This window comes from Arenibacter palladensis, assembly GCF_900129275.1.
GTDB classification, from domain to species: domain Bacteria; phylum Bacteroidota; class Bacteroidia; order Flavobacteriales; family Flavobacteriaceae; genus Arenibacter; species Arenibacter palladensis.
The window spans coordinates 170554-193388 of record NZ_FQUX01000009.1; the positions used below are offsets into that span (position 1 = coordinate 170554).

25 protein-coding genes and 1 other RNA gene are annotated in these 22835 nt (G+C 39.0%); 13 read left to right on the top strand and 13 right to left on the bottom strand.

Annotated elements, in window-relative coordinates; translation table 11 throughout:
- From BUA60_RS19555 to BUA60_RS19575, 5 genes are all read right to left on the bottom strand, one after another.
- Complete coding sequence (locus BUA60_RS19555; protein ID WP_072864710.1) at nucleotides 1-798, bottom strand: transglutaminase domain-containing protein; 798 nt, start codon at nucleotides 796-798, stop codon at nucleotides 1-3.
- 238 nt (nucleotides 799-1036) lie between these two features.
- The gene (gene rny / locus BUA60_RS19560) at nucleotides 1037-2602 is read right to left on the bottom strand and encodes a ribonuclease Y (protein ID WP_072864779.1); all 1566 of its coding nucleotides are present in this window, start codon (nucleotides 2600-2602) and stop codon (nucleotides 1037-1039) included.
- Between the two features lie 53 nt (nucleotides 2603-2655).
- A non-coding RNA gene (gene ssrS / locus BUA60_RS19565) (6S RNA) lies at nucleotides 2656-2765 on the bottom strand.
- A 54-nt stretch (nucleotides 2766-2819) separates the two neighbouring features.
- Nucleotides 2820-3116 carry a cell division protein ZapA gene (locus BUA60_RS19570; protein WP_031444722.1) on the bottom strand — a complete coding sequence of 99 codons (297 nt, stop codon included), beginning with the start codon at nucleotides 3114-3116 and terminating at the stop codon, nucleotides 2820-2822.
- Between the two features lie 14 nt (nucleotides 3117-3130).
- Nucleotides 3131-3421, bottom strand: a complete 291-nt coding sequence (locus tag BUA60_RS19575; protein ID WP_072864712.1) for a hypothetical protein — start codon at nucleotides 3419-3421, stop codon at nucleotides 3131-3133.
- Between the two features lie 195 nt (nucleotides 3422-3616).
- Here BUA60_RS19575 and BUA60_RS19580 point away from each other — a divergent pair, with 195 nt between their 5' ends.
- The 3 genes from BUA60_RS19580 (at nucleotide 3617) to BUA60_RS19590 (ending at nucleotide 8546) form a co-directional block, all read left to right on the top strand.
- Nucleotides 3617-5305 carry a M23 family metallopeptidase gene (locus BUA60_RS19580; protein WP_072864714.1) on the top strand — a complete coding sequence of 563 codons (1689 nt, stop codon included), beginning with the start codon at nucleotides 3617-3619 and terminating at the stop codon, nucleotides 5303-5305.
- Nucleotides 5259-7778, top strand: coding sequence for a TonB-dependent receptor (locus tag BUA60_RS19585; protein WP_084532699.1), 2520 nt, complete (start codon nucleotides 5259-5261; stop codon nucleotides 7776-7778). The genes BUA60_RS19580 and BUA60_RS19585 overlap by 47 nt, the downstream gene beginning before the upstream one ends.
- A 114-nt stretch (nucleotides 7779-7892) precedes the next feature.
- Nucleotides 7893-8546 (top strand): hypothetical protein, encoded by a 654-nt coding sequence (locus tag BUA60_RS19590; protein ID WP_072864716.1) that lies wholly within the window; start codon nucleotides 7893-7895, stop codon nucleotides 8544-8546.
- Here BUA60_RS19590 and BUA60_RS19595 read toward each other — a convergent pair.
- Nucleotides 8543-9691 carry a cysteine desulfurase family protein gene (locus BUA60_RS19595; protein WP_072864718.1) on the bottom strand — a complete coding sequence of 383 codons (1149 nt, stop codon included), beginning with the start codon at nucleotides 9689-9691 and terminating at the stop codon, nucleotides 8543-8545. The two genes, BUA60_RS19590 and BUA60_RS19595, sit on opposite strands and share 4 nt — an antisense overlap.
- A gap of 134 nt (nucleotides 9692-9825) precedes the next feature.
- On the opposite strand from BUA60_RS19595, the gene BUA60_RS19600 reads away from it, so the two are divergent.
- Complete coding sequence (locus BUA60_RS19600) at nucleotides 9826-10335, top strand: hypothetical protein (protein WP_072864720.1); 510 nt, start codon at nucleotides 9826-9828, stop codon at nucleotides 10333-10335.
- On the opposite strand, the gene BUA60_RS19605 is transcribed toward BUA60_RS19600, so the two are convergent.
- Together BUA60_RS19605 and BUA60_RS19610 are read right to left on the bottom strand one after the other, a co-directional pair.
- Entirely contained in the window at nucleotides 10336-10884 is a 549-nt protein-coding gene (locus tag BUA60_RS19605) for a Smr/MutS family protein (protein ID WP_072864721.1), read from the bottom strand.
- On the bottom strand, nucleotides 10884-11081 hold the full coding sequence (locus BUA60_RS19610) for a hypothetical protein (RefSeq protein WP_072864723.1): 198 nt from the start codon (nucleotides 11079-11081) through the stop codon (nucleotides 10884-10886). The genes BUA60_RS19605 and BUA60_RS19610 overlap by 1 nt, the downstream gene beginning before the upstream one ends.
- A gap of 59 nt (nucleotides 11082-11140) precedes the next feature.
- Between BUA60_RS19610 and BUA60_RS19615 the strand changes: the two genes are divergently transcribed.
- The 4 genes from BUA60_RS19615 to BUA60_RS23500 are packed head-to-tail and all read left to right on the top strand — an operon-like array spanning nucleotide 11141 to nucleotide 12515.
- Complete coding sequence (locus BUA60_RS19615) at nucleotides 11141-11443, top strand: DUF2752 domain-containing protein (protein ID WP_072864725.1); 303 nt, start codon at nucleotides 11141-11143, stop codon at nucleotides 11441-11443.
- A gap of 9 nt (nucleotides 11444-11452) precedes the next feature.
- A complete protein-coding gene (locus BUA60_RS19620; protein ID WP_072864727.1) occupies nucleotides 11453-11791 on the top strand; it encodes a CCC motif membrane protein in 339 nt (112 codons plus the stop codon).
- Nucleotides 11792-11827: 36 nt separating this feature from the next.
- Nucleotides 11828-12112, top strand: a complete 285-nt coding sequence (locus BUA60_RS19625; RefSeq protein ID WP_072864729.1) for a CD225/dispanin family protein — start codon at nucleotides 11828-11830, stop codon at nucleotides 12110-12112.
- Nucleotides 12113-12146: 34 nt separating this feature from the next.
- Nucleotides 12147-12515, top strand: a complete 369-nt coding sequence (locus BUA60_RS23500) for a DUF2752 domain-containing protein (protein ID WP_394333336.1) — start codon at nucleotides 12147-12149, stop codon at nucleotides 12513-12515.
- A gap of 51 nt (nucleotides 12516-12566) precedes the next feature.
- On the opposite strand, the gene rocD is transcribed toward BUA60_RS23500, so the two are convergent.
- The 3 genes from rocD to BUA60_RS19645 form a co-directional block, all read right to left on the bottom strand.
- On the bottom strand, nucleotides 12567-13847 hold the full coding sequence (rocD, locus tag BUA60_RS19635; protein WP_072864731.1) for an ornithine--oxo-acid transaminase: 1281 nt from the start codon (nucleotides 13845-13847) through the stop codon (nucleotides 12567-12569).
- A 143-nt stretch (nucleotides 13848-13990) separates the two neighbouring features.
- The gene (locus tag BUA60_RS19640) at nucleotides 13991-14896 is read right to left on the bottom strand and encodes an endonuclease/exonuclease/phosphatase family protein (protein WP_072864733.1); all 906 of its coding nucleotides are present in this window, start codon (nucleotides 14894-14896) and stop codon (nucleotides 13991-13993) included.
- A 132-nt stretch (nucleotides 14897-15028) separates the two neighbouring features.
- On the bottom strand, nucleotides 15029-16495 hold the full coding sequence (locus tag BUA60_RS19645; RefSeq protein ID WP_084532707.1) for a sulfatase: 1467 nt from the start codon (nucleotides 16493-16495) through the stop codon (nucleotides 15029-15031).
- Nucleotides 16496-16721: 226 nt separating this feature from the next.
- Between BUA60_RS19645 and rlmD the strand changes: the two genes are divergently transcribed.
- The 3 genes from rlmD to BUA60_RS19660 are packed head-to-tail and all read left to right on the top strand — an operon-like array spanning nucleotide 16722 to nucleotide 19481.
- Nucleotides 16722-18137, top strand: a complete 1416-nt coding sequence (gene rlmD / locus BUA60_RS19650) for a 23S rRNA (uracil(1939)-C(5))-methyltransferase RlmD (RefSeq protein WP_072864735.1) — start codon at nucleotides 16722-16724, stop codon at nucleotides 18135-18137.
- Nucleotides 18138-18148: 11 nt separating this feature from the next.
- Nucleotides 18149-18679 (top strand): DUF6452 family protein, encoded by a 531-nt coding sequence (locus BUA60_RS19655; protein ID WP_072864737.1) that lies wholly within the window; start codon nucleotides 18149-18151, stop codon nucleotides 18677-18679.
- Nucleotides 18660-19481: a DUF6048 family protein gene (locus tag BUA60_RS19660; RefSeq protein ID WP_072864739.1), complete on the top strand. Its 822-nt coding sequence runs from the start codon at nucleotides 18660-18662 to the stop codon at nucleotides 19479-19481. The genes BUA60_RS19655 and BUA60_RS19660 overlap by 20 nt, the downstream gene beginning before the upstream one ends.
- Nucleotides 19482-19721: 240 nt before the next feature.
- Here BUA60_RS19660 and BUA60_RS19670 read toward each other — a convergent pair whose 3' ends face one another.
- Complete coding sequence (locus BUA60_RS19670; protein WP_072864743.1) at nucleotides 19722-20885, bottom strand: THUMP domain-containing class I SAM-dependent RNA methyltransferase; 1164 nt, start codon at nucleotides 20883-20885, stop codon at nucleotides 19722-19724.
- A gap of 90 nt (nucleotides 20886-20975) precedes the next feature.
- On the opposite strand from BUA60_RS19670, the gene BUA60_RS19675 reads away from it, so the two are divergent.
- Together BUA60_RS19675 and BUA60_RS19680 are read left to right on the top strand one after the other, a co-directional pair.
- Nucleotides 20976-21647 carry a ZIP family metal transporter gene (locus BUA60_RS19675; protein WP_072864745.1) on the top strand — a complete coding sequence of 224 codons (672 nt, stop codon included), beginning with the start codon at nucleotides 20976-20978 and terminating at the stop codon, nucleotides 21645-21647.
- Nucleotides 21648-22076 (top strand): DUF4268 domain-containing protein, encoded by a 429-nt coding sequence (locus tag BUA60_RS19680; RefSeq protein ID WP_072864748.1) that lies wholly within the window; start codon nucleotides 21648-21650, stop codon nucleotides 22074-22076.
- On the opposite strand, the gene trhA is transcribed toward BUA60_RS19680, so the two are convergent.
- Nucleotides 22073-22690 (bottom strand): PAQR family membrane homeostasis protein TrhA, encoded by a 618-nt coding sequence (trhA, locus tag BUA60_RS19685; protein ID WP_245802592.1) that lies wholly within the window; start codon nucleotides 22688-22690, stop codon nucleotides 22073-22075. The two genes, BUA60_RS19680 and trhA, sit on opposite strands and share 4 nt — an antisense overlap.
- Nucleotides 22691-22835 lie beyond the last annotated feature (145 nt).

Consider the following 22835-nt stretch of genomic DNA (forward strand, 5'->3'; position numbering starts at 1 on the left):
TTAGTAATTCGGTCCTGACATCTGCTCTACTGTAACTTTCATATTTAACAGCTCCACAGGGTTTCCAAATTGTGAAAAGATGGCAACATCCGCTGCGTCGCGACCATAAGCGATTGCAATACGACCTCCATTCATATCGGCTTGGGTAGGATCAAGAGTGTACCACCGATTTCCAACATAGACCTCGAACCACGCGTGCAAATCCATAGGAACAAGACCCTCAAGGTACCCCACTACCATACGTGATGGTATTGATAGTGCCCTACAACAAGCTATTCCCAAATGTGCCATATCCCTGCAAACTCCTGCACTTAATTGGTTCAACTCTGTGGCACTTATGATCTGCTGCCCAGCTCCGGGGGTGTACTCTATTGTGTTTCGGACATATTCAACGATTGCAGTACACTGATCATAACCAGAGGAATAACCTCTTACAAGTGATGCAGCCATTTCAGTAAACCGATCCGACTCACAATACCGGCTTGGGTAAAGAAAAGGAAGGGTGTCATCAGGCAATTGTTGTACTTCTATAAATGGAGCGTTGGGAGCAGTATCAGAGGAGTCTGCCGTTTCCACATAAACAGATGTTCGTACCGAAAAATTCCCCGCCGGCGCAACCAATCGCTGACACAAATTGCCAAACATGTCGGTGAACTCGTTCACAGGTGCACTCGGTGACAAAATATACTCTTCACGTGCAATCCACTGATTCCGTCCACTTCGCGGACGCAACTTAAGCAAAAACGGACTAGGAACCGGTATTTGGAATTCCAGTAAGCAGGATGCGTTTAACCACATAACAATTTTTCTGATTAATTTACACGTTCACATTCACGTTTGTGAATAAATAGGGAGAACAAAAGATTAAATAGACAGAAATGTAATTTATTTTCCATTTCCAACTGTAATACTTGTCCCATTATCTAATTTTAAGAAAGCCAGCAATCTATTTGTTTATCTACGATAGATATAAAAAAACTTCCCCAAAATGACCTTGATAATCATTTTGGGGAAGTTTTTTAAATTTCTTGCAAAATTACTTGGCTACGTTGACCGCTCTAGTTTCCCTAATAACAGTAACTTTTACCTGACCGGGATAGGTCATGTCTGTTTGGATTTTTTGGGAAATTTCAAAAGAAAGTTCAGCCGCTTTGTCATCGCTAACTTTTTCACTTTCTACAATAACCCTTAATTCCCTTCCCGCCTGAATTGCGTATGCTTTTTGCACTCCGCCAAATCCGAACGCGATATCTTCCAAATCCTTCAATCGCTGAATATATGAATCCAACACCTGTCTTCTTGCCCCTGGTCTTGCACCACTAATAGCATCACACACCTGCACTATTGGTGCAATAAGCGTTTTCATTTCTATCTCATCATGGTGGGCACCAATGGCATTACAAACATCTGGTTTCTCACCAAACTTCTCCGCCCATTGCATACCAAGAATGGCATGTGGTGTTTCCACTTCCGCCTCTGTATTTGGAACCTTTCCAATATCATGTAATAGTCCGGCACGCTTGGCCAGTTTCGGATTTATTCCTAATTCGGCCGCCATAACACCACATAGTTTGGCAACTTCCCTGGAGTGTTGAAGAAGGTTCTGACCATAGGAAGAACGATATTTCATTCTACCCACCGCCTTGATTAATTCTGGATGCAGACCATGTATTCCCAAATCGATCACAGTACGCTTACCAATTTCAACAATTTCCTCTTCTATCTGCTTTTCTGTCTTCTTTACTATTTCCTCAATTCGGGCAGGGTGGATTCTTCCGTCAGTTACCAGCTTGTGCAACGACAAACGTGCAACCTCTCTACGTACAGAATCGAAACAGGAAAGAATGATCGCCTCGGGAGTATCGTCCACAATGATCTCTACCCCTGTAGCGGCTTCCAAAGCCCTAATATTTCGTCCTTCACGTCCGATAATCCTACCTTTTACATCATCGGATTCCAAATTAAAGACAGAAACACAATTTTCCACTGCCTCTTCGGTACCAATTCGCTGAATGGTATTGATAATAATTTTCTTGGCTTCTTGCTGGGCCGTAAGCTTTGCTTCTTCCACCGTAGTTTGAATGTAAGCCATGGCATCGGATTTTGCCGTATCCTTAAGGGACTCCAACAATTGTGATTTGGCTTCCTCGGCCGATAGTCCCGAAATTACCTCCAACTGTTGTACCTGGCTTTTGTGAAGTTTTTCAAGCTCGGATTGTTTCTTTTCAAGGAATTCACTCTTATAATCAACCTCCTTTAACTTAAGCTCCAACTGCTCTCCCAATTTCTTGCCTTTAGCAAGTTCGCTACTCACCTGGGATTCTTTATCCCTTGTGCGTTTTTCAGCCTCTGAAATCTTCTTGTCCTTATTGATTATAACCTTTTCGTGCTCTGCTTTTAGTTCCAAGAACTTTTCCTTGGCCTGAAATATTTTATCCTTCTTAATATTTTCCCCTTCAATATTGGCTTCCTTAATTATATTTGCCGCCTCTTTTTTAGCGCTGGCTATGGTTTTGGAGGCCTTCCCCTTTTCCATAAACTTCGCGATGGCAAATCCAATTGCCAATCCAACCAATCCTATTATTATTGCTATACTATCCATATATATTTGAAAATTATTTATAAAAAAAGCCCACATTGATGGAAGATTTGTACAAACCCCGATAAACAGGTTTAGGGCTACCAGACTGCTCAAGGATCCTTATACAAGTAAGGCCTGCTTTTACAATCTAAACTCACCCTTTTCAAACAAATTAGTGTTGAGTTTGTCAAAAATTAATTACCAATGTGGGCAGTAACTATATTTATTTTAAAGAACGTTATTTCATCCCTAGCTTGGAACTAACCAACATATTAAGTGCTTTTAGTCGCTCTGCGGCTTCTTTCACACCTTCTGAATGGTCTATTCCTTTTTGCTCAATTTTAGAGGCAAACTGAAGTGCGCACATGGCCAGCACATCTTGCTTATCCCTAACGGCATAGTTTTGCTCAAATTTCTTTGCCAGCTGTTCTATATTCTTAGCTGCCTTTCTTAAGCCCTCCTCCTGAAGAGGATCAATTGTTAAGGGATATACCCTATCTGCTATAGAAAGCTTTATTTTGAGCTTCTCTGCCATATTGTTTATTTACATTATTCCGAAAGTTGGGCAATACAATGGTCCAACTCCCTTATCAATGTGTTTATTTTAAGCTTAGCTTCGGTCTTATTCGTATCACTGCCCAGCATAGAACTTGCCAATTTTAGTGAATTATATTTTTCCTGCCATTCATTCACTGAAACTTTAGTAGCCTCATGATCATTTTTTACAGCAACCAATTCTTCTTCCAATTTTATATTGGTATGGTGCAAGAGCTCTAGCTTATGCAACAACTTACTAATTTTATTTTCTAAAGAATCAACAATATCTACCAATTCACTCATTTGCAAATATCAATGCATTTTACACAAAGTTAACACACCTCTTTATACTTAGCAATTCTTTTTTCATTTATTCTTAAAGTAATATTTCCAACCTCAATTTAAGAAAAATAATTGACCCATTTTATAATTTATATAACACAGACTTTTTTTTGAATTAGAACGGTATTAATTACTTTCGTACCAATTATCACTTATATGAAAGGCTTTTTCTTAGGATTTTTTCTATTTACCTCAATCTTTTACGGGCAAGCTCCCTATCCTACGGATTTTTTTCGTCCACCTTTGGATATTCCGATAGTACTTTCCGGAACATTTGGAGAATTGCGCTCCAACCATTTTCACGCAGGCATAGATATTAAAACGCAACAGCGACAAGGATTACCAGTCTATGCTATTGGCGAGGGTACGGTTACCAGAATAAAAGTTTCGGAATGGGGCTATGGAAAAGGACTTTATATAGCCCACCCCAATGGTTACACTTCAGTCTACGGACATCTTCAAAAGTTTTCGCCCGAAATAGAAGCATACGTTAAGAAAATTCAATACCAAAAAAAATCTTTTGAGGTGGAAATTTTTCCAGAATTTTCGGAGCTCAAGGTGCAGAAAGGCGATCTTATTGCCTTCACCGGGAATACCGGTGGATCTGCCGGACCACATCTACATTTCGAAATTAGAAACAGCGCCACTGAAATGCCTACGAATCCACTTCTCCATGGATTAGAAGTAAGGGACGCTACAGACCCAACTTTGTTGAATGTTTATGCTTATCCCCTTTCGGAGAACGCTCAGGTTAATCAGAGTCAGGAAAAAATCAAACTAAAATATCATAGACAAAGTGATGGCACCTATCTTGCAGACAAAGTAACTGCCCTTGGCACCATTGGATTTGGAATTAATGCATTTGATCGCCAAGACCTAGCTGCAAATCAAAATGGAGTTTATTCCGTAAAACAAATCGTAAATGGAAAATTATACACCGAGTTTAATTTTGAAACATTCTCATTTACGGAAAGCAGATATATAAATACCTTGATAGATTACAACCATTACAGTACTTACCGGGAAAGGATACAAAAGTGCTTTAAGGATGAAAGCAATCTTTTGGGCATCTACAAGACCATTTACAATAATGGAAAAATAGAGGTAAGTGAGGGTTTATCCTATAATGTGGAAATCCATATTCATGATCTTGCCGGAAATCTTACAAAATTGGTCATACCCGTGGAAGGAAAGCTTGAGGAAATTAAAATTCCAAAAATAGAAGAGAAAACGGACAACTATATTATTGCCAAAAAACCTAACAATTTTGATTTGGGTGCAGCAAAAGTATACTTCCCGGCCAATACGTTTTACGACAACTTTTATATAGATCTAATAAAAGGACAGGATACCATTACTATCCACAATAGCAAAGTACCCGCACACAGAAACTTTACCATAACCTTTGATGTTTCAAAATATTCGGAAGAGGACAGGAAACAAATGTACATTGGAAGATTGGACAACCATAAAACCGCAAATTACGCCTCTACCTATAAGCGCGGCACTACCTTTACAACAAGAACCAGGGACCTTGGCACTTATACCTTGGCCAAAGACACGGTGGCTCCACAAATTAGACCTAAGAATTTCAAAGACAAACAGTGGCTTACCAACTACAGTTATTTAAGCTTAAAAATTACGGACGACCTAAGTGGAATAGACACCTACAATGCAACCCTTAATGGAGAATGGATACTACTGGAATATGAACCCAAGACTAGTACCATTACCTATAATTTTGACGATCTTATATTGGATAAAAAACAATGTGATTTAAAAGTGGTGGTTACCGATAATGTTGGTAATAGCAGTACTTTCACCAGTACATTTTACAGAAAATGAAACATTGAGACTTTCTAAGCTATATTTTCTTGTCGTTTTAACTTTTTCGGCAACCCTTCTAGAGGCACAAACGGCTACGATAACCGGGGTGGTTTTTGATGAGAATGAAATGCCCTTGCCTAATGTTAATATTGAATCCGAAAACCAAGGAACTTTTTCCGATATAAATGGGTTTTATATATTGGAAATTATAGCGGACCAAGAAACAACGATAACTTTTTCACATTTAGGCAACAAAAAACTAGTTCTGAAAGATCTAATTCTGAATACCAATGAGAATTATGAATTTAACCCGGTTCTAAAAAATGAGGCAATACTTATTGCAGAAGTTGTTGTAACACCTGTAGGAAGTAGACATGCTGAGGGTATCACTACTATTTCACCAGACATGGTCCGAAACATTCCAGGAACTAATGCGGGAGTGGAGAATATTTTGAAGCTTTTGCCCGGGATATCCTCCAACAATGAGCTTAGTACCCAGTACATGGTAAGGGGAGGCAATTTTGATGAAAATTTGGTTTATGTGAACGACATTGAGATCTATAGACCTTTTTTAATACGATCGGGACAACAGGAAGGCCTAAGTTTTGTTAATAGCGATATGGTGGGAAACCTTCAATTTTCTGCAGGAGGTTTTCAAGCCAAATATGGGGACAAACTTTCCTCTGTTTTGGATATCACCTATAAAACACCTGTTTCCTTTGGACTTAAAATAAATGCGACCCGTCTAGGGACTTCGACAACCTTGGAAAGCGTATCCAAAAACAAGAAATTATCCTCCTTAACCAGCATCAGGTCCAGAGACAACAGCCTCCTTGTAAATAGCCAGAACACCAGCGGTAACTACGACCCCTCTTTTTTTGATATTCAACAATATACCACCTACATATTTTCCAATAAATTTCGAATTAGCTATCTAGGAAATATTGCGATCAACAATTACAGGAATCAACCTTTTACCAGACAGACCAATTTTGGGACACTGAATGACATAAAAACTTTGACGGTCTATTATTCCGGAAGTGAAAAAAACCAGTATAGGACCAACCTAAACGCCCTTAAAGCAGAATATCAAGTAAATGACAAAACCACTTTAAAACTTATTTCCTCCCTATATTTTAATAGGGAACAAGAATATTCAGATGTAATATCACAATATCGGCTTAGTGAGTTAAACGCAGGTCTTGATAACGATCTTTTTGGTGAACCTACCCCTATAAATGGATTGGCCACACAATATAATAGGGCCAGAAATGATCTGGATGCAAAAATCTTTAATTTAGAACATAAAGGCATTCATAGCAACGATGGGAAGGCTATTTCATGGGGACTTAAATATGAACATACCAATATTAGGGATCAAATTAGGGAATCAGAATTCTTGGATTCTTTAGGATATATGGTACGCCCTCCCAATTCTGGTTATAATCGCAATGAACCTGAAATACCCTTTGAAGCGCCCCTGCTGCCTTACGAGGGTATTATTGCTAGAAATACCGTAAGCTCCCATAAAGTCTCCGGATTTGCGCAATACAGCCAAAGAACACTTTGGAAGCAGCATAGCATTTATTATAACATAGGAGCCAGGGTCAGCCATTGGGTTGTAAAGGGCAATGACCTTAAAAACAGCGCACATACTATATTTAGTCCCAGGGCCCAATTTTCCATTAAGCCAAATTGGAAAAAAGATATGTTGTTCAGACTCTCCGGAGGAGTCTACCAACAGCCGCCACTATACAGGGAATTAAGGGATAACAATGGCATTGTTCATCCTGAAGTGGAGGCCCAAAAATCTTATCATATTGTATTTGGAAACCAATACAGTTTTAAAATGTGGCAACGGCCGTTTACATTGATCGGTGAAGCCTATTGGAAAAAAATGACCCACGTTAACCCCTATACCTTGGAGGATGTCCGTATAAGATATACGGCCCTAAACAATGCAAAAGCCTACGCATATGGGGCTGAATTAAGGCTAAACGGTGCCTTTGTTCCCGGTACGGAGTCATGGTTTAGTTTAGGCTACCTTAAAACAGAGGAGAACATTAATGAACGGGGATATATTTCGAGGCCCACAGATCAGCGTTTACAAGTAGGCATTCTCTTTCAGGACTACATGCCAGAGGTACCGGATCTTAAAATGTACTTAAACCTGGTCTACAACACAGGGCTGCCCGGAGGTTCCCCTAGCTATACCGATCCCTACCTATATCAAAATAGATTAAGGGATTATAAGCGTGCAGATTTAGGAATTTCCTATATTTTTGTGGGAGCCAATAAATCCAATGACAAAAATGCGTTTTTACGGATTTTTAAGGATCTAAGTGGCGGCTTTGAAATATTTAATTTATTTAACAACCAAAATTCCATAACCAACACATGGGTGAGGGATTTGGTAAACGAACAACAATTTGCCGTACCCAATTTTATGACCGGCCGTATCCTTAATATTAAAATTGAGATGCGTTTTTAGAAATGAAATAAGTTTTAACCGTAAAATGGACAAGCACAAGGGGCAGTAACATTTTTGAGCCCCCTGGAAGTATCAACAGAGCCTGTGCAGAACTAAAAGAACAAATAGCAGTAGATGAAAAATATCCTTATAATTATATTCACCCTTAGTTTCTTAGGTGCATCCGCACAAAAGAACATTTATGAAAGTGAAAAGTTTGATGAACTGAGCCAAAATCACAGTAATTTGGCCATTATCCCATTTTTGACCAATTTGGAACTTAAGGACGAAATATCCAATGCTGAATTAAAAGATTTGGAAGAGAAGGAAGGTTACGCGGTACAGGACGCCCTAGAAACTTATTTTTCCAAAAGAAAAAAGAAAAAGAAATTTTCCGTTGAGTTCCAGAATATAAAAAACACCAATGCCATCCTGAAACAAAATGGTATTTCTTACGATAACATTGATGTTTATAGCGTAAAGGAACTAGCTCAAATTTTGGAAGTTGATGGCATCATAAGTGGTACTTTGGACTTAAACGTACTTCTATCCAAAGGAGTCCCTACAGAATTTAGCCTTTTGGATTATATTAACGGCGATGCCAATTATGGCCGAATAGGAGTAAAAATAAGTGACGGCATAACAGGCAAATTACTTTGGAAATACGAAAAGCAAATCAATAAGAAATCGGGCAAGAATACTACAGACCTCATCGATCTAATGATGAAACTTGCTTCCAGAAAATTCCCTTACGACAGGGAGCGCCCAAGGGACCGAAAAAAGGACTAGTCGGAACCAAATTCACGTAACACCTCAACAACGTAATCCAATTCCTCTTTGGTATTATATTTTGAGAACGAAAATCGTAAAGAAGGTTTTTCCATGTCTTCATTTGAAAGTATTTCAGTAAGCACGTGCGATCCAATATCGCTACCGGACTGACATGCACTACCTTTGGAACAGGCTATACCTTTTAGATCCAAATGAAATAACAACATAAGCGCCTTTTCCGGATCAAAAGGGAGACGCACATTCACAAGGGTATATGTACCTCCTTCCATGTCGCCGGAAAGACCATTAAAGGCCACATCAGGAATTGCCTTGGATAATTTTTCTATAAAATATCTTTTTAGTTCCGTCACATAATTCCGTTCCTCCTCCAAGTTATCATAAGCGGCCTTAAAAGCCTCCTCCAAACCCACAATATTGTGAAACGGCTCAGTTCCTGCCCTAAATCCGCGTTCCTGAGACCCTCCAAAGATCAATGGTTTTAACCCGGCGTTTCTTTTGATATAAGCAAACCCAACCCCTTTGGGACCATGAAATTTATGGGCCGCAGCAGTAAGGAAATGGGCATTGGTTTTCTGTACATCCCATGGGAAATGTCCAATGGACTGCACCGTATCCGAATGAAATAAGGCATCATTTTCCATACAAAGTTTTCCAACGGCCGAAATGTCCGTAATATTCCCAATTTCATTGTTCACGTGCATCAGGCTCACTAATTTCTTACTTCCATCCTTTTTTAGTAGCGACTCCAAGTGGCCAAAATCCGGATTACCGTCGCTATCCAAATCCACAAACCAAAGTTGAATGCCATATTCCTTGGCAAGTGCCTCGGCCGTATGCAATACGGCATGATGTTCTATCTTGGAAGTAATCAGGGTTTTCACCCCAAGATCACGTACACTGCACCTAAGAATCATATTGTCCGCTTCGGTTCCTCCCGAAGTAAAGATTATCTCCGCTGGGTGGGCATTTAAGTACTTGGCTATGGTTTTTCTTGCTTTTTCAATAGCTGTTTTAGCTGTCCTTCCAAAACCATGGGAAGAAGATGGATTACCATAGCAACTTGCCAAGGCATCTTGCATTTTTGCTATAACCTCCGGTCTAACCTGAGTGGTTGCGGCACTATCCAAATAAACCTTTTTCATCAAAAATTAAATCAAATTAAAGACTTTCCCAACTCCAGGGAAGATTGCCAAAATTACTTGAAATAAAGTTAATTTCCTGTAAAATGCACATAAACCTCTAGGATTATAACCTATATTTCGATTAAATTTGAGGCATGAAAAATCTCTTGACTTTCCTTTTGTGCTTAACCCTTTATTCATGTGATGATGGGGATTTAACCATAGAGACTATAGACTTTGACGATATTGACATAGATTACTGTGACACTACAGTAACGACCAGCACCACTTTATTCTTTAAGATTAGCGGTAATGAAGCTCTAATTCTCACCTTGGCAAGTGGCACACTTAAGAGTGAAGCATCGGACGGAGAGGTTGAATATCCTATTTCTACAAGCACCACCCTCACCTATCGGGATTTTTCCGATGATGTTTCCAGTGATTATTTTTGCGATCTTATCCCGACAACCGAACCTACGGTTTTGGAAGAAATTGAAGCTGAGAGCGGTTCAGTGCTCATAACCACCACAGCAATAGTTGATGGTGATACCACCACTTATGAACACACCATAAGGCTAAGTGAGATTACTTTTATCAATGCCTCCAACAATCAGCGGATAACCGATTTGAGCATAAATGATTTTGGAACGGTGACCACCAATTAATTATGGGGTGTTCTGAAAAAAATAAACTTCGGTAGCTCCCATACCATATTTCTGGTAGTCAGCATCATAAAACTTTGCGTTTTCGTACCGCTTAAAAAGATAATGAAGTTCTTCTTTTAAAATACCTTCACCAACACCGTGAATAAATACAACCTTTTGTATTTTTTTACGAATAGCAAAATCCAATTGACGTTTGGCCGTATCAAGTTGAAGGTTCAACATTTCAAAATTGGTCATTCCTTTTGTAGAGGGCGTTAACTTATCTATATGTAGATCAACCTCCATCTGTGGGGCATACCGCTCCTTGCTCCTTAATTTCCTGCTATGCCTATTCTTTGGTACTTCTTTTTCCGCCTTTATTTTGGCTACCTCATAATTGGATACTTTTATTGCATTGGAACCGCTCACTTTCAATAATTCAGCTGCCGTATATTTCAATAGGAACCCGTCATTACTTTCCACCGTAATTTGCCCATCACTTATTTTTACAATAAGCCCTTGAACAATATCATCGATGGCCTCAACTTGATCTCCTACCTTAAAATCCATTAGTTCTTATCTTTGTCGTTTTCCTGATCCCCATGTTGATCTATACTCCACAATTGTGTGGTCTTGTACAACCCGAACATTAAAAGTACAATTCCTATACTCAAAGCATATTCCTCATGCATAATACGGTCTCCCAACCCCGCAATTGCCGCTCCCACAATAATCAATACCAAATAAAAAGTCCGTTTTGTTTTCATTGCCCAAAAATAATAGTAATTTTCGGTAAAGAATTATATTGGTCCTTTAAAAAATCCTGATGGCAATTCTCTTGGAACTGGAAAATTATATGCTGCCTTGTATGAACAAGCAGATTTTCGGTATTGAGTGTCCCGGTTGCGGAATTCAACGGTCTATTTCCTATCTGTTGGACGGCAATTTTATAGATGCCCTAAAGATTTATCCGGCCATCTACACCATTATACTTCTTGTTGGCTTTATTGGAGCCACACTGGTATTCAATATCAAAAATTCATTCAAGATCAAAATCTACCTTTTATATCTAAACGCTGGAATCATCATTGTAAGTTATATTTACAAAATGATTCATCTAATACATTAAAAAAGAATTATGGAACAACAAAAACTACCCAACGCAACATTAATATTAGTATTCGGGATTATTTCAATAGTTACCTGCTGCTGCTATGGAATCATTGGATTGATATTTGGTATAATAGGCCTTGTTTTGGCAAAAAAGGCCACTATTTTATATGCAGTAAATCCCAGTATGTATGAAGGATACAACAACGTTAAATTAGGAAAAACCTTATCGATTATAGGAATTGTTTTGAATATTCTAGTAATCTTCTTCTTTATTTGGATCATCTCCATTATTGGTTGGGATGCCTTACAAAACGAAGAACTTATGAGGGAGAGAATGGAAGATTATTTTCAGAACCTCGAATAAACAATAGTACAACCAATCAATTATAATTTACATATTATGGAAAACAACCAAAACCGTCCCAAACCTAACAACTATTTGGTTTTAGCTATTATCAGTACTGTATTTTGCTGCCTCATACCCGGTATAGTAAGCATTGTAAATGCGGCCAAAGTAAATGAGGCCTATGCCCTTGGCAATTACGAACAGGCAGAGAGAGCTTCTAAAAATGCCAAGACATGGGCCATTGTTGGTATTGCCATAGCCGGCTTGTTTTGGCTCTTATATATCGCATTTTTTGGCCTGGCCATTTTTGGAGGAATAATGAGCAGTAGTGAATTCTAATCGAAAGAAAATATTGGGAGTTATAGTTTTTGGAGTGGTATTCCTTGGAATACTGCTCCTTTATTTTTTTTATAACCCCAGTAATTCCTACTACTTTCCCCAATGTCCATTTTTGACCGCTACCGGCTATTACTGCACCGGATGTGGAAGTCAAAGGGCATTACACGATTTACTCCACTTGGATATAATGGGTGTAGCCAAACACAACCTACTCTTTATTCCTGCGTTTTTATTAATTGCCTATCATTGGGTGCGTAGCTATACTCCTTTAAAAAACAAAAAGAGCTTCCCGGATATAATCTATCACCCTAAAACACCCATAGTATTATTTATATTAATATCTCTGTTTACAATTTTAAGGAATATCCACCTTTATCCCTTTACACTCTTGGCTCCAGAATAAAAAGCCCGTTATTGAATCAATAACGGGCTATTCCTATCAATGTGGGGAATATTACTTTTCAAACTTCATAAGTGTTTTAATTATAATTCCAACACATTCCAAAAGTTGTTCCGTGGTCATCACCAATGGCGGGGCGAACCTGATAATATTTCCATGGGTTGGCTTCGCCAAAAGTCCGTTATCCCTTAATTCCAAGCAAATATCCCAAGCAGTTGAACTATCTTCGGTGTCGTTTATCAAGATGGCATTTAACAATCCTTTACCCCTGACGGACTTTACAATATTACAAGTGGGTATAAACTTATTAAGTTCTTCCCTAAAGAGCTCACCCAATATATAGGCATTTTCGGCGAGCCCTTCCTCTTTGACTACCTCAAGGGCAGCTATGCCCACTGCCGCTGCCACGGGATTGCCTCCAAATGTACTACCATGGCTACCAGGTTTTATAACCTCCATGATTTCGTCATTGGCCAATACTCCGGATATAGGATAAGCCCCTCCTGAAAGCGCCTTTCCCAAAATTAAAATATCCGGTTTCACCTCTGGCTTCCCACTACAGTGCCTGTCCGGACAGCTACAATTACCACATGTAGCCAATAATTTACCTGTACGGGCTATACCGGTCTGCACTTCATCTGCTATAAAAAGTACGTTATGCTTTTTACACAACTCCTTCGCCTTAGGTAGATAGTCTTCAGAAGGCACATATACTCCAGCTTCTCCTTGTATGGGCTCTACCAGGAATCCCGCAATATTTTTATTATTTTCCAGTACCTCTTCCAAGGACTTTAGGTTATTATATTCAATCTTTATAAATCCTTCGGTAAAAGGCCCATAATTTTTACGTGCCACAGGATCGTTGGAAAACGAGATGATAGTGGTGGTACGGCCGTGAAAATTATTTTCACAAACAATAATTTGAGCCTGATTCTCAGGAAGCCCTTTTTTCTCGTAGGCCCATTTTCTACAAATTTTAAGCGCTGTTTCTACCGCTTCCGCCCCCGTATTCATGGGCAACAACTTGTTGTACCCAAATGTTTCGGCAGCCAACTTCTCAAATTTTCCAAGCATATTATTGTAAAACGCCCTAGAAGTCAAGGTCAGTGTTTGCGCCTGTTGTATCATGGCGCCAACGATTTTAGGGTGACAATGGCCTTGATTTACCGCTGAATAGGCCGACAAAAAATCATAATATTTCTTTCCCTCAACATCCCAAACAAAAACACCTTCACCCCTACTTAAAACTACTGGTAAGGGATGATAGTTGTGCGCTCCGAATTTTTCCTCCAATGCAATTGCATCTTTAGAAGATAATTTTTCCAAAACCGACATGATTAAATAAATTTAAATAAAACTTTAGCAATTCCTTCTTGGGGAGAGAAATCATCCATCTTTTGCAGAGAACGCAAATTACGAATTGTAACTTGCATCCTAAAATTTTTGGGTATTGATTTTTGCTTGGAAAAACCTACCAATCAATCTTTTAGATAAAAAGTGGCACTAACGGGATAGTGATCGGACAAAAACCAATTTTCTTGTCCGTTATGGACTTGGGCTACAAGAGATTTTTTGGAGAGCTCAGGTGAAACCATAATATAATCTATACGTTCCATACGCGAAACTAATTGTTCCGTGCTTTCTTGGTTTACCTCTCCCAAAACCCGACCGGGAAAACTGCCTCTTTCCGCCAATCCCTTAGTATATCCTTGAACTATATCATATAAGGGCAGTGAAAGAAATTTAGACATCACGGCATAATCAAAGTTGCCATTGACCAAATTGCCATCCAAGGCTTTTCCTGCATTGGATTCACGCAATCTCTGCAATAATTTACCATTGGGATCGTATAGATCGGCATCAAAGGGGGAATGTGCATTAAAGTCCCCCAAAACCACATACTTGGAACTGGTTTTGATGATTTCTTCCAATTTCCGTGATAGTATATCGGCCTCTTCCCGCCTTCGTGCAATGCTTCCCGGATGAAGGTGAATTACAAAAAAATCAATTCCATTGGTAGTGCAATGTAAAGCCCCATGATGCATACCTTCCATTATTTTTTCTTTTACCACAATAGGGTATCGCGAGGTAAAACCAACCGAGTAGCCCGTTGTTTTCAGTAAAATGGAATATTCATGTCCCCAGGCTGTGGCATCCTCCCGCAATTTTTCAGGGGTATAGGCGCATAGTTCCTGAAGGGCCACAACATCCGGAGCTTGGGCATTCATCCAATTTTGTAACTTAACCCTTCTTGGCTCGTCTTTACCCCAATCGTAACCGTTCCAAATGTTATAGGTAATAATTTTAAAATCGCCTTTATTTTCCTGGGATGCCAATAATAACGGCAGCAAAGCCAGAATCAAAAAAATTTTTCGCAATTTCATTCGTTTAGATTTATTCTAAAAACATGGCCAACAGAATGGCCCTTTTAAAACAAGTGAATATTCCTTTCATTAAAAGTTTATAATCTCTCCAATTGCAGTCCTTATTTTTTCTACAAAGACTTTTCAATTTTGTTAATCCGAACCATATGATATGTCCAAGTCATTTGTTCTTATTTCCAGTAATTTTTCCTTTAAAATCTTTTGCATTTCCTCAACCACATCACCATAGGCAGGGTTATGCGCCAAATTATTGTATTGTTTGGCATCGTGTTCCATGTCGAAAAGCTCCATCCCTGATCCGGCATCTTCATCATACTGAATATATGCCCATTTATGACTTCGCACAAGAAAGGACTTACCTCCTTGGCTTACCGAAAATGCATATTCCCTAACGTCCGACTTTGGATTATCCAAAGTTTTTACAAGGCTTTTACCCTGTAAATGTTTGGATGCCTTTAACCCTGCCAATTCGGCCAAAGTAGGATACAGGTCCAACAATTCGGAAAAGGAATTACAGACCGCCGGTGCTTTTCCTGGCACTTTGATAATCATAGGCACCCTAACCGATTCCTCATGAAGGCTTACCTTCATCCAAAAACGGTGTTCCCCCAAATGAAAGCCATGGTCCGAAGTAAAAACAACAATGGTATTGTCCTCCAAGCCTTCTTCCTTCAAAGTCTTTAGTATCTTACCTACCTGTGCATCCATATAGGCTACAGAAGCGTAATACCCAGCTACTGCCTTTTTTTCCTGTTCTTCGGACATTTCCCCATTTACGCTGGTCACATAGTTAATTCCTCGGGCGGGAATATCGTCCCAATCGTTTTCAACTTTAGGGGGCAATACCATTTGTTGGTGTGGATAAGGTTCAAAATATTTCTTTGGAGCTACAAAAGGCACATGGGGCCGTACCAACCCCACTGCCAGAAAGAAAGGTTTATTTTTGTGTTGTTTAATAAGTTCGGCAGCCTTTACAGCCGTTTTACCATCGGAATGTACCAAATCGTCCCCATCCGCCTTTACAATCGTCATAACATTACCCCCTTTTCTTGGCTTAAGTCCGTAGGGATTATTTTGCACCAATTCAGCCTCCCCTTCTGCAGTCCATTCCGGTCCCTGACTATTAAACCTTTCGGTCCAGGATGCCTCATCGTCCTGTCCGTTGGAACCAGTTTCAATATCTATGGGAACTCCCATATGGTATATCTTGCTTACCCGTGCCGTATAATAACCGTTATCCTTAAACAATTGTGAAAGTGATTTGCGTGAAGGTCCAACATTCTCCCTCCCGCTTACATATCCGTAGGTGGTAGTAGCATTGGGATAATAGCCAAACATTAAAGAGGCCCTGGAGGGGCCACAGACCGGATATTGGGTATAAGCTCTGGTATACTTAACACCTTGTGCCGCCAATTGATCAATATTGGGTGTATGTGCCGCCTGATTTTCATAGGATGAAATAGCAGTGGCCGTTAAATCATCCGCAATTATGAATAATACATTAGGTTTGTTGTTCTTTATTTTTTTTTCAGTGTTGCCTTGCTGTGCATGTCCAGCAAAAAAGCCGATCATTAACAGACTTAAAAGCAATTTTCCCATTTTAACCAATTGATTTGAATTTAAAGATTGATAATTGTTCCTACTTTCCAAAAATAACACTTAGTTCCCCAATATTTAATACAGGCCAACACTTCGTTTAATATGAATCAAATCTTTCGATCCATTCGTATTTAATTTTCCTATTGCCAAAACGAATCTAACAAATACAAATAAGACTCTGTTAAAAAGCTAGATAAATCCTAAAAAAATCTCCTATTTTTGCGCCATGGGCAGAAAGAATACAAGACAAGTTTTTGAAAACGTAGAAGTAGTAGATGCAGGAGCCAAAGGCAAGACAATCGGTAAAGCACCCGACGGACGGGTAATTTTCCTGACCAACACTGTCCCAGGGGATGTTGTGGACGTTATGACCACCAAAAAAAGAAAGGCCTACTTTGAGGGGGTTGCCACCAAATTCCATACTTTTTCAGATAAAAGAACTACTCCGGTTTGCGAGCATTTTGGGGTATGTGGTGGGTGTAAATGGCAGGATATGGGCTATGAGCACCAGCTGTTCTATAAACAAAAGGAGGTAGAGAACAACCTTCGTAGAATTGGTCATTTGGAATTGCCAAAAACAAGTACTATCCTAGGCTCCGAAAAACAGTATTTTTACAGGAACAAGATGGAATTTTCTTTTTCGGATAGCCGATGGCTAACATTGGAGGAAATAAACTCCGGCAAGGAAATTGACGACAAAAATGCGCTGGGGTTTCATATTCCCGGTATGTGGGACAAAATATTGGACATCAAAAAATGTCATTTGCAGGAAGATCCTTCCAATGCAATAAGGTTGGAAATAAAGGATTTCGCCATCAAGAACAATTTATCTTTCTTTAATCCCAGGAATCAGTGGGGCATGCTGCGTACGGTAATGATACGCACCTCCTCTACCGGTGAAATCATGGTCATGGTCCAGTTTTTTGAGGACGATTTGGAGAAGAGGGAGTTATTGATGAACCATTTGTCAGCAAGCTTTCCAGAAATAACTTCCTTGCTATATGTCATCAATCAAAAACAAAATGATACCATATATGACCAAGAAATTATATGCTATTCTGGACGGGATCATATCTTTGAGGAAATGGAAGGCCTTCAATTCAAAATAAATGCCAAATCCTTTTATCAAACCAACTCGGACCAAGCATATGAGCTATACAAGGTAACCCGGGATTTTGCCGAACTTACCGGAAACGAATTAGTTTACGACCTATACACAGGTACTGGAACAATTGCCCAATTTGTAGCCAAAAAAGCCAAAAAGGTAATAGGGATAGAAGCTGTTCCGGAGGCTATTGCAGATGCCAAGGCCAATGCAAAAAGAAATAAAATAGATAATGTGGATTTCTTTGTTGGGGATATGAAGAATGTCTTTAATCCCAGTTTTATTAAGGAACACGGTAGGCCCGACCTAATTATTACAGATCCTCCCAGGGATGGTATGCATGCGGCCGTTGTAGAACAAATATTATCCATTGCCCCAGAAAAGGTCGTATACGTTAGCTGTAACAGCGCTACACAAGCTAGGGATTTGGAAATGATGAAGGAGGATTATGAAATATTAAAAGTGCAGCCAGTGGATATGTTTCCACAAACCCATCATGTTGAAAATGTTGTACTTTTGAAAAAACGGACCAAATAGTCCAACAGAATATGAAAAAATCCCATATCCTTATTCTATTAACAATCGTATTGATCGGTTTTGGAGCCTGTGAAAAAGATGATATCTGCATAGATGGGGACACCCCACTACTAATCATAAGATTTTATGATGTGGATAACCCCACCGAACTAAAGGATGTAACCGATTTTAGAATTGTTGGAGTTGGTCAGAATACTACAGTTACTACCGTATCCGACAGAACCGATACGGATTCCATAGCCATTCCCTTAAAGGTTACGGAAAACACCACAGGATTTTATTTTATTAGCAACTCTTCAGATGTTGAAACTACAGATTCCAGCGGTGAAACAATTACCGTTGAGGGGGGGGATTTAGATACCTTGTATTTCAATTACTCTAGAATAGATAAGTTTGTTTCCAGGGCATGTGGATATATTGCCAATTATGAAGATTTAACTAGCGATCTAAAAACTGAAACTGATAACTGGATAAAGGATATAGAAATTGTAACCCCATTGGTAGAAAATTCAACAGCGGCCCATGTTAAGATATATCATTAGTAGTTTTATATTTTTCACCTTTCTATTGGGATTTTCCCAAAGCAAGCCTATCGACTTGCAGCCAAAAGATACTGTGGTCCACACCGATCCTTATGGCATTAGGGTAGGAATAGATCTTAGTCGCCCATTAATTTCATTTTTGAATGATGATTACCAAGGACTTGAAATAGTTGGGGATTACAGGGTTACGAATAAACTTTATGTAGCTGCAGAACTGGGCAATGAAAAGAATACCAAACAAGAGGACCTATACAATTTTACCACGTCTGGAAGCTACTTAAAACTGGGTGTGGATTATAATACCTATGGGAATTGGTATGGTATGAACAACTCCATACATTTTGGCGGCCGATACGCCTACAGTACTTTTAGCCAAACTTTGAATAATTATCAAATTTTTGACACCGACCGGTATTGGACCGATCCGGATTATCAAATAAATCCAGACCCCGACGCCGTTAATGATTTTCCATGGGGCTCAGATGTCGCCCAAGAATTTAGCGGATTAAATGCAAGCTGGCTAGAGGCCGTGCTGGGTGTGAAGGCAGAACTCTTCGCCAACATTTTTTTAGGGGCAAGTGTTCGCATTGGATTCTTGGTAAGCAATAAGGAACCTGATAACTTCAGTAATCTATGGATTCCGGGATTCAATAAAGTTACGGACGGGAGTAAATTCGGTGTTGGTTACAATTATTCCATCACCTATTTTTTACCACTCTATAAAAAAGCCAAAAAAATTACGGAAAAGGAAGAAAAGAAACCACCGATTCAAGAAAAACCTACAGCTCCCGGAAACCCTTAATAAAAATCCATTTCATCATCAGTTTCTCGCCGGATTTTGTTTTTACAACACTAAATTTTGGCGCCAATAAACTGGCAGCCACCGCGGCTATAAAAGCCAGGACCAGAGTGTTCAACGATAATAACATGCCAAGCAATAATCTCCCAGCAACAAATAAAACGGCGAAGCCTAGAAAATTATAGATGAGGGCTTTGTATTTTGGTTTCAAAATTCCTATTCTTTTAAATCATTGATTACGGGCTATTCCGCTTTGTTAAATTTGGCCTTCTTGCTCCCCTCGTACATTATGTATTTAACCAAGCGCGACTCCAAATGGCTATTAAAGACCTTGATCTTCCTGGAAGGACGTAGCCCCACAAACTTTAAGGCCTCCAAATTGGATGTAATGAACCAGGCATCGGTCCCAGGGTAATTTCGTTTTAAAGTGTTGCCAATATCCGTGTAAAAATCCTCCATTTCAATATCCAATCGCTCGCCATAAGGCGGATTGAACACCATATGCAAATGATTATCCGTGAATTTCTCGGTATCAAAAAAGTTTTTCCTTTCCACGGTTATATAATCGGATAAATTGGCATTGACTATGTTATCCTGAGCTTTTCTTACTGCAGATGGCGCCTTGTCATACCCAATGATCTTATGGTTAAACTCCCGTGTCCTTTTTAGACTGCTATCCACAATTTTTTCAAAAAGATCGGGATCAAAATCGTGCCATTTCTCAAAGGCAAATTCCTTCCTATTTATGTTGGCTGGAATATTACAGGCAATCATAGCTGCTTCCGTCAATAAAGTGCCACTTCCACACATGGGATCCAGAAAGTCGCATTGACCATCCCATCCACTTAACAACAAAAGGCCAGCGGCCAAAACCTCATTTATAGGTGCTATATTGGTTGCCGTTCTATACCCCCTTTGGTGCAAAGATCTACCGGAAGAGTCCAAAGCCACGTTGCATTGATCGTTTTGAATATGAATATTGATCCTAACATCCGGGAATTTTATATCTACGTCCGGTCTACTGCCATCGGTATCCCTAAACTTATCCACTATGGCATCTTTGGTTTTTTGGGAAACATATAAGGAGTGGGTGAAATTTTCGCTATTCACCGTGGCGTCTATGGCAAAAGTCGTGGAAGTCGAAAGATAATCGAACCAATCCATGGCATAGATTTTTTTGTAAAGATCGTTCTCATCCCGTACCCGAAAGGAATGTATGGGCTTAACTATTTTAATTGCAGTCCTTAAACAAAGGTTTGCCTTATACATAAAACCGGTATCACCTTCAAAAAAAACACTCCTAACTCCTTCTTCAACATTTCCAGCACCCAAGTTACGCAGTTCCTTGGCCAAAATTTCTTCAAAACCAAACATGGTCTTGGCCACCATTTTAAAATTATTGTTCATATCTACCTTTAAGATTACCGCAAAAATACATTAATTTTAGCCCTTATTAGCGAATATGGTTATTTTGTAGAATACCAGAACCAATCCTAAATGAAATATTTATTACCTATTCTCGGCGTTTTGCTGAGTTTTATTTTTGTATTCTTTACAAAACCAAAAAACAAGGAAGTGTTTAAGTTGCTCCTAGCTTTCAGTGGAGCCTTTTTGTTGGCACTTACCGTATTTGAATTGTTCCCTGAAGTTTATGGTAGTGCAGAACCAAAAACGGTCGGGGTGTTTATTATGTTGGGGATCTTACTCCAGATATTTCTGGAATTTTTTTCCAAGGGGGCCGAACACGGACACGTTCATCTTGATCCCGAAAAATCCGATTTTCCATGGATGCTCTTTATAAGCCTATGTATCCATTCCCTGCTAGAAGGATTACCCATAGAAAATCATGGCACCATCCTATACGGAATTTTAATCCATAAAATTCCCATTGCCATTATCCTTAGCATATTTTTGTTAAGCTCTAAGATAAAGTTGCACTCCGCAATATTTTTTATTGTGCTGTTTTCTTTGATGACGCCCATAGGCACTTACATTGCAGCCAATTATGAGTTTATTCATAGGTATGCCGTTTTACTGAACGCATTGGTAATTGGAGTCTTTCTTCATATATCCACGGTAATTTTGTTTGAAAGTTCGGAAGCGCACAAATTCAACTTACGTAAATTGGTGGTCATTATTTTGGGTATCGTAATTGCTTATTCCTTATAGATGTTTAGTAAGGAAGAATCAAAAAAGTTAAGGCAGGATTTCTGGATTTCCTTTGGAAAGTCATTTCCCAGAAAATGGATTCTCTATAATACCGGAATAAAGGATTTCTCATTTAAGTTCCACTTTGATCTATCTACAGCCATGGTCTCTATGGATATTGAAAATCAAGATTTGGAGAAGCGTCTGGAATTATGGGAGAAATTAATATCACTTCAGTCGCTTTTTAAAGAGGAATATCTACCAAATGCCCTGTTCGAGGATACGGTTTTCCTTGATAACGGTAAGGAAATATCGAGGATCTCCGTCAGTTTAGACAATGTTTCCATACACAACAAAAATACCTGGCAGGAGACCATGGTTTTTTTGAAGGATAACATGGTCAAATTTGAAAATTTCTTCAACGAATATGAAGATATTATTCGTCCTTAAACCACATCGATCAATATAAAGAACCAATGACTAATGGCGCCTCCCAGTACAAACAAATGCCAGATAAAGTGATTATAAGGGATTCTTTCAACAGCGTAAAAAATAATCCCCAAGGTATAAAAAGCACCACCTAAAAAAAGGGTTCCCAACCCAATGGTCGTAGTATTACTTAGTAAATTATCCAAATCCAATACAATCAACCAACCCATTACCAAATAAAGTAAAAGCGATATAAATTCGTATTTACCTGTATAAAACAACTTCATTAACGTACCAAGGGCCGCAATTCCCCAGACGGTATAAAACAATAGCCACCCATTACCTTTTTCCAACATTATTAAGGCCACTGGTGTATAGGTCCCGGCAATTAAAAAATAAATACTGATGTGATCCAATATTCTTAACCTGTTTTTCAAATTGGGATCTCTCACAAGATGGTATAAGGTTGAGGCCGTAAACAACAACACAAAGGTAAAACTGTAAACAACAATGGAAAAAATTCCATAGGAATTATGCCTATCATTTATCTGATAAAGCACAAAAAAGCCTATCAGCCCTAAAATGATACCCAGGGCATGTGAAAGGGTGTTCAATTTCTCTTCTTTTTCCAGCACTGAAAGGATGTTGATAGTACAAAATTAACCAAAGTTAATTTTACACCATTGCCTTACCTAAGGAAATAAATAATATAGTCCCTTCTATACAAAAACGGCATTAACCAGACAAACAGCCCTATAAGCCAATAAATCTGGAAATAAA

What these genes read in the sequence shown, in the direction of transcription:
- BUA60_RS19555 (WP_072864710.1), bottom strand. Translation starts at nt 798, where the DNA reads ATGTGGTTAAACGCATCCTGCTTACTGGAATTCCAAATACCGGTTCCT.
- rny (WP_072864779.1), bottom strand. Translation starts at nt 2,602, where the DNA reads ATGGATAGTATAGCAATAATAATAGGATTGGTTGGATTGGCAATTGGA.
- BUA60_RS19570 (WP_031444722.1), bottom strand. Translation starts at nt 3,116, where the DNA reads ATGGCAGAGAAGCTCAAAATAAAGCTTTCTATAGCAGATAGGGTATAT.
- BUA60_RS19575 (WP_072864712.1), bottom strand. Translation starts at nt 3,421, where the DNA reads ATGAGTGAATTGGTAGATATTGTTGATTCTTTAGAAAATAAAATTAGT.
- BUA60_RS19580 (WP_072864714.1), top strand. Translation starts at nt 3,617, where the DNA reads ATGAAAGGCTTTTTCTTAGGATTTTTTCTATTTACCTCAATCTTTTAC.
- BUA60_RS19585 (WP_084532699.1), top strand. Translation starts at nt 5,259, where the DNA reads ATGTTGGTAATAGCAGTACTTTCACCAGTACATTTTACAGAAAATGAA.
- BUA60_RS19590 (WP_072864716.1), top strand. Translation starts at nt 7,893, where the DNA reads ATGAAAAATATCCTTATAATTATATTCACCCTTAGTTTCTTAGGTGCA.
- BUA60_RS19595 (WP_072864718.1), bottom strand. Translation starts at nt 9,691, where the DNA reads ATGAAAAAGGTTTATTTGGATAGTGCCGCAACCACTCAGGTTAGACCG.
- BUA60_RS19600 (WP_072864720.1), top strand. Translation starts at nt 9,826, where the DNA reads ATGAAAAATCTCTTGACTTTCCTTTTGTGCTTAACCCTTTATTCATGT.
- BUA60_RS19605 (WP_072864721.1), bottom strand. Translation starts at nt 10,884, where the DNA reads ATGGATTTTAAGGTAGGAGATCAAGTTGAGGCCATCGATGATATTGTT.
- BUA60_RS19610 (WP_072864723.1), bottom strand. Translation starts at nt 11,081, where the DNA reads ATGAAAACAAAACGGACTTTTTATTTGGTATTGATTATTGTGGGAGCG.
- BUA60_RS19615 (WP_072864725.1), top strand. Translation starts at nt 11,141, where the DNA reads ATGGCAATTCTCTTGGAACTGGAAAATTATATGCTGCCTTGTATGAAC.
- BUA60_RS19620 (WP_072864727.1), top strand. Translation starts at nt 11,453, where the DNA reads ATGGAACAACAAAAACTACCCAACGCAACATTAATATTAGTATTCGGG.
- BUA60_RS19625 (WP_072864729.1), top strand. Translation starts at nt 11,828, where the DNA reads ATGGAAAACAACCAAAACCGTCCCAAACCTAACAACTATTTGGTTTTA.
- rocD (WP_072864731.1), bottom strand. Translation starts at nt 13,847, where the DNA reads ATGTCGGTTTTGGAAAAATTATCTTCTAAAGATGCAATTGCATTGGAG.
- BUA60_RS19640 (WP_072864733.1), bottom strand. Translation starts at nt 14,896, where the DNA reads ATGAAATTGCGAAAAATTTTTTTGATTCTGGCTTTGCTGCCGTTATTA.
- BUA60_RS19645 (WP_084532707.1), bottom strand. Translation starts at nt 16,495, where the DNA reads ATGGGAAAATTGCTTTTAAGTCTGTTAATGATCGGCTTTTTTGCTGGA.
- rlmD (WP_072864735.1), top strand. Translation starts at nt 16,722, where the DNA reads ATGGGCAGAAAGAATACAAGACAAGTTTTTGAAAACGTAGAAGTAGTA.
- BUA60_RS19655 (WP_072864737.1), top strand. Translation starts at nt 18,149, where the DNA reads ATGAAAAAATCCCATATCCTTATTCTATTAACAATCGTATTGATCGGT.
- BUA60_RS19660 (WP_072864739.1), top strand. Translation starts at nt 18,660, where the DNA reads ATGTTAAGATATATCATTAGTAGTTTTATATTTTTCACCTTTCTATTG.
- BUA60_RS19670 (WP_072864743.1), bottom strand. Translation starts at nt 20,885, where the DNA reads ATGAACAATAATTTTAAAATGGTGGCCAAGACCATGTTTGGTTTTGAA.
- BUA60_RS19675 (WP_072864745.1), top strand. Translation starts at nt 20,976, where the DNA reads ATGAAATATTTATTACCTATTCTCGGCGTTTTGCTGAGTTTTATTTTT.
- BUA60_RS19680 (WP_072864748.1), top strand. Translation starts at nt 21,648, where the DNA reads ATGTTTAGTAAGGAAGAATCAAAAAAGTTAAGGCAGGATTTCTGGATT.